This is a genomic window from Henriciella sp., assembly GCF_049649345.1.
Lineage (GTDB): Bacteria > Pseudomonadota > Alphaproteobacteria > Caulobacterales > Hyphomonadaceae > Henriciella.
Map to the genome: position 1 here is coordinate 1 of NZ_JBARZC010000629.1, position 3,226 is coordinate 3,226.

Below are 3,226 nucleotides of genomic sequence, written 5' to 3' on the forward strand. Positions count from 1 at the left end.
GCCATGACCGCCAGAGCTGGGACCTGCATTTCGACGCCAATCTTCGCGCCCCGATTGCCCTCTCTCAGGCCTTTGCCAACAATCTGCCCGATGAGATGAATGGGTTGATCGTGAATATGATTGACCAGCGCGTCTGGAAGCTGAACCCGCAATTCTTCACCTATACCCTCTCCAAGGCGGCGTTGTTGACCGCGACACAGACCATGGCGCAGGCACTTGCACCAAACATCCGCGTCAATGGCATCGGGCCGGGCCCCACCATGAAGAGCGTCCATCAGAGCGAAGCTGATTTCGAGGCCGAGAAATCCGCTACGCTGACGGGCGAAGGCTCCCGGCCGGAAGAGATCGTCCGCGCGCTTCGCTATCTGATCGCCGCTGACAGCGTCACAGGCCAGATGATCGCCGCCGATGGCGGCCAGCACCTGATGTGGCAGACGCCGGACACGCAGATCTGATGGATTTTTCCTCAGATACGTCCGCGCCAGCTCATCCCAAAGTTCTGGAAGCGCTCGTCGCTGCGAATGACGGCAACCAGCCGAGTTATGGCAATGATGCCGTCACCGCGCAGCTTCGATCAGCGCTGTCGCGCGTGCTTGAGACGGACGATTTTGATGTCTGGCTCTGCGCGTCAGGGACTGCGTCAAATGCCCTCGCGCTCTCCTGTTTCTGCCCGCCGATCGGGGCCATCCTCTGCCATGAAGAGGCCCATATCGCGCGCGACGAACGCGGCGCGCCGGAATTCTTTTCAGGCGGCGGAAAGCTTCAGCTGCTTGGCGGCGACGGCGCGCAAATCGATGAGACAGAGCTTCGCAGCGCCCTGTCGCGGATTGATCGCGGCTTCGTGCATGAAACCCCGGCCCATGTCCTTTCGCTCACCAATCTCACCGAAAGCGGCACGGCCTACCCTGTCGAGCAGATCAGGCATTACGCCGCTCTGGCGAAAGAGGCAGATCTGACCGTTCACCTCGATGGCGCGCGGCTCGCCAATGCGCTTGTGTCTACAGGGGCGAGTGCTGCGGAGATGAGCTGGAAGGCCGGCGTCGACGTGCTCTGCCTCGGCCTGACCAAGACCGGTGCAATCGGCTGCGAGATCATTATCCTGTTCGGCGCGGCGCGCGCGAAATTTGGTGCGTTGAAAGCCCGCGCCAAACGCTCCGGCCACATGCCGCCAAAGATGCGCTATCTTGGCGCCCAGGCGCTTGCCATGTTCGAGGATGATCTGTGGCTCAAGCTCGCCGCAACCGCCAATCAGCGGGCCCGCGAGGCGTCCAATCTGCTCTGCAAGCATCCCGGAACCAAGCTTGTCCATCCGGTCCAGGGCAATGAGATCTTCGTACGGCTGGACGAGGACCTGGTAAAGCGCCTGAAAGATGCTGGCGCGACCTTCTACCCCTGGCTCGATGACAGCCACAGACTGGTCACAAGCTGGGCCACAGGCGCGGACACGATCAAACGTCTGGCCTCAATCGTCGGATAGCGCGTCCAGGCTGCTGCCAATGCCGTCTTTCATCCACTTCTTCACCTGTTCCAGATACAGGTCGACGTCGATCGGCGAATGGGTTTTGCCGTTCATCAGCTCCTGATGCAGGATGATGAAAATCGACGGTGCCAGCAACATGACACCTGCCAGCCGGGCGGTCTCGTAATTTTTCGGGCCATTGGGTGTGCGGACGAGTTTTTCTGCAATTGAATCGATGGCCGGCAGCAGAAGATACCGCAGATAGGCTTCACGCGCCTGCTCGCTATTCATCCCTTCCCGTATGCCCAGACCATGTGCGCGTATATAGCGGGTCACCTTACGAGAATTGGCGACGAGGTCGATATACTCATCAATGGATTCAGCCAGATTGCGCCCCGGTTGAGCTGAATTCTGGCGCAGGGGAACCGACAGTTTGTGCATATACTCGAATACGGCAACGATAACGCCGCTCCGGTTCGAGAAATAATGGCGCAGAGTCGGCTCCGACGTGCCAGCTGCAATAGCCATCTGCCTGAAGGAAGGTAACTCAACCCCTTCACTGAGAAGAAAATCGGTGAGCGCCTCTAACAGCGCCTGCTTCTTCTCTTCAAAATCCTTGTTTCGAACACCTACGGGTCTGGACATGTCGCGCCTCCGACCCCCACCCGTTTCTCCCTCAAGTTTACCTAGGTTTGGCAGAACACATATCCAGCCCTGGCGGCTTGAATGTGACAGTTTTATTATTGAACGAGCACGGCTCGATTGCATTGCGCGTCGTGCACCCAGACATCCGCTTCACCGAGGCTCACGCCAAGCAGATCAGTAAAACCATGCACAATCATGTCGACTGGTTCGGCGGCCGTCTGAAGTGCGTCGGCGACCAGTTCATTCACAATGTCTGGAGACCCGATTATGAACCCTCCGACGTCGACATTCAACTCAAGCGTCTCCACCATGGAGGGCAAAGCACCCTGCAGGGCATCGGTGGTTTCGACGGTCTTGGGATCTTGGCCAATCTGCGAGGCATGGAACCGGAGCGTCTCAGGCTCTTGCGATGCCAGGGTGGCGCGCGCGTAGCCGGACACGCGGATCAGTCCTGTATCCATCAACTTGGCAAGCTCGAAGTCCTGACTATCCCCCAAAGATTCAAGTCCGCGCGGGAGATCGGCGATCCGCAGGTCGAGAATGGCTGGGTGCACGTCGATATCAACACGTTTCACTTTCCGCTGCCGGTGCTCGCAGATCACATCCTTGACCTGCGCCTTGGCTGAGGCGAGCTCGATATAGATGGGTAGTCTGACAAGCTTGTCGCTGAGCAGTCCGCCCGTCTCGACTGCTGCCTCAATGAAAAGGCGCAGCTGCGCGGTGGAGACATAGGTGTGGCTCTCGTCCGCCAAAGAGAACCAGGTGGTCGATTGTGGCCGCTCTCCGACGGTCAGCCATACACGCGTCGAGGCAAGGCCGGGCACATCGCCGCCAAGGTCAAGCTCTAGCTGGCGGTCGTGATTGGCTGCGAGGGCGCCCACGGTCAGCATCTGCACAGCCTCAAGCTGAAGCGACAGTCCTTTCGGTGGATCGCCGAGCTGGAATCTTCCAGCGTCGCCAAAGTCGAACAGACTGGCAAGCTCGACATCAAACCCTGCAGCCGCAGGATCGTCCGCAAGCTCTTCGAGCACCGTTCGCGCCCGGAATGAGCCATCGCTCGACTGGGCCATGGCGCCGATCATATCTGCCAGGCTCGCCTCGCTTTGCAGGACCTCATCATAC

General features: G+C 59.2%; 3 protein-coding genes and 1 pseudogene. 2 read left to right on the forward strand and 2 right to left on the reverse strand.

The window, feature by feature from the left end; translation table 11 throughout:
- Both WA989_RS17405 and WA989_RS17410 read left to right on the forward strand, forming a co-directional pair.
- Window positions 1-455, forward strand: a 455-nt coding sequence (locus tag WA989_RS17405) for an SDR family oxidoreductase (protein ID WP_424341743.1), incomplete at its 5' end; no start/stop codon positions are given.
- A complete protein-coding gene (locus tag WA989_RS17410; RefSeq protein ID WP_424341744.1) occupies window positions 455-1,477 on the forward strand; it encodes a threonine aldolase family protein in 1,023 nt (340 codons plus the stop codon). The genes WA989_RS17405 and WA989_RS17410, both read left to right, overlap by 1 nt.
- Here WA989_RS17410 and WA989_RS17415 read toward each other — a convergent pair.
- Window positions 1,463-2,104, reverse strand: a complete 642-nt coding sequence (locus WA989_RS17415; protein ID WP_424341745.1) for a TetR/AcrR family transcriptional regulator — start codon at window positions 2,102-2,104, stop codon at window positions 1,463-1,465. The genes WA989_RS17410 and WA989_RS17415 overlap by 15 nt on opposite strands.
- Before the next feature lie 95 nt (window positions 2,105-2,199).
- Window positions 2,200-3,226, reverse strand: a pseudogene (locus WA989_RS17420) (hypothetical protein); the annotation flags it as partial.

Excerpts from the sequence above, each read along its gene's own strand:
- WA989_RS17410 (WP_424341744.1), top strand. The coding sequence starts at position 455 with ATGGATTTTTCCTCAGATACGTCCGCGCCAGCTCATCCCAAAGTTCTG.
- WA989_RS17415 (WP_424341745.1), bottom strand. The coding sequence starts at position 2,104 with ATGTCCAGACCCGTAGGTGTTCGAAACAAGGATTTTGAAGAGAAGAAG.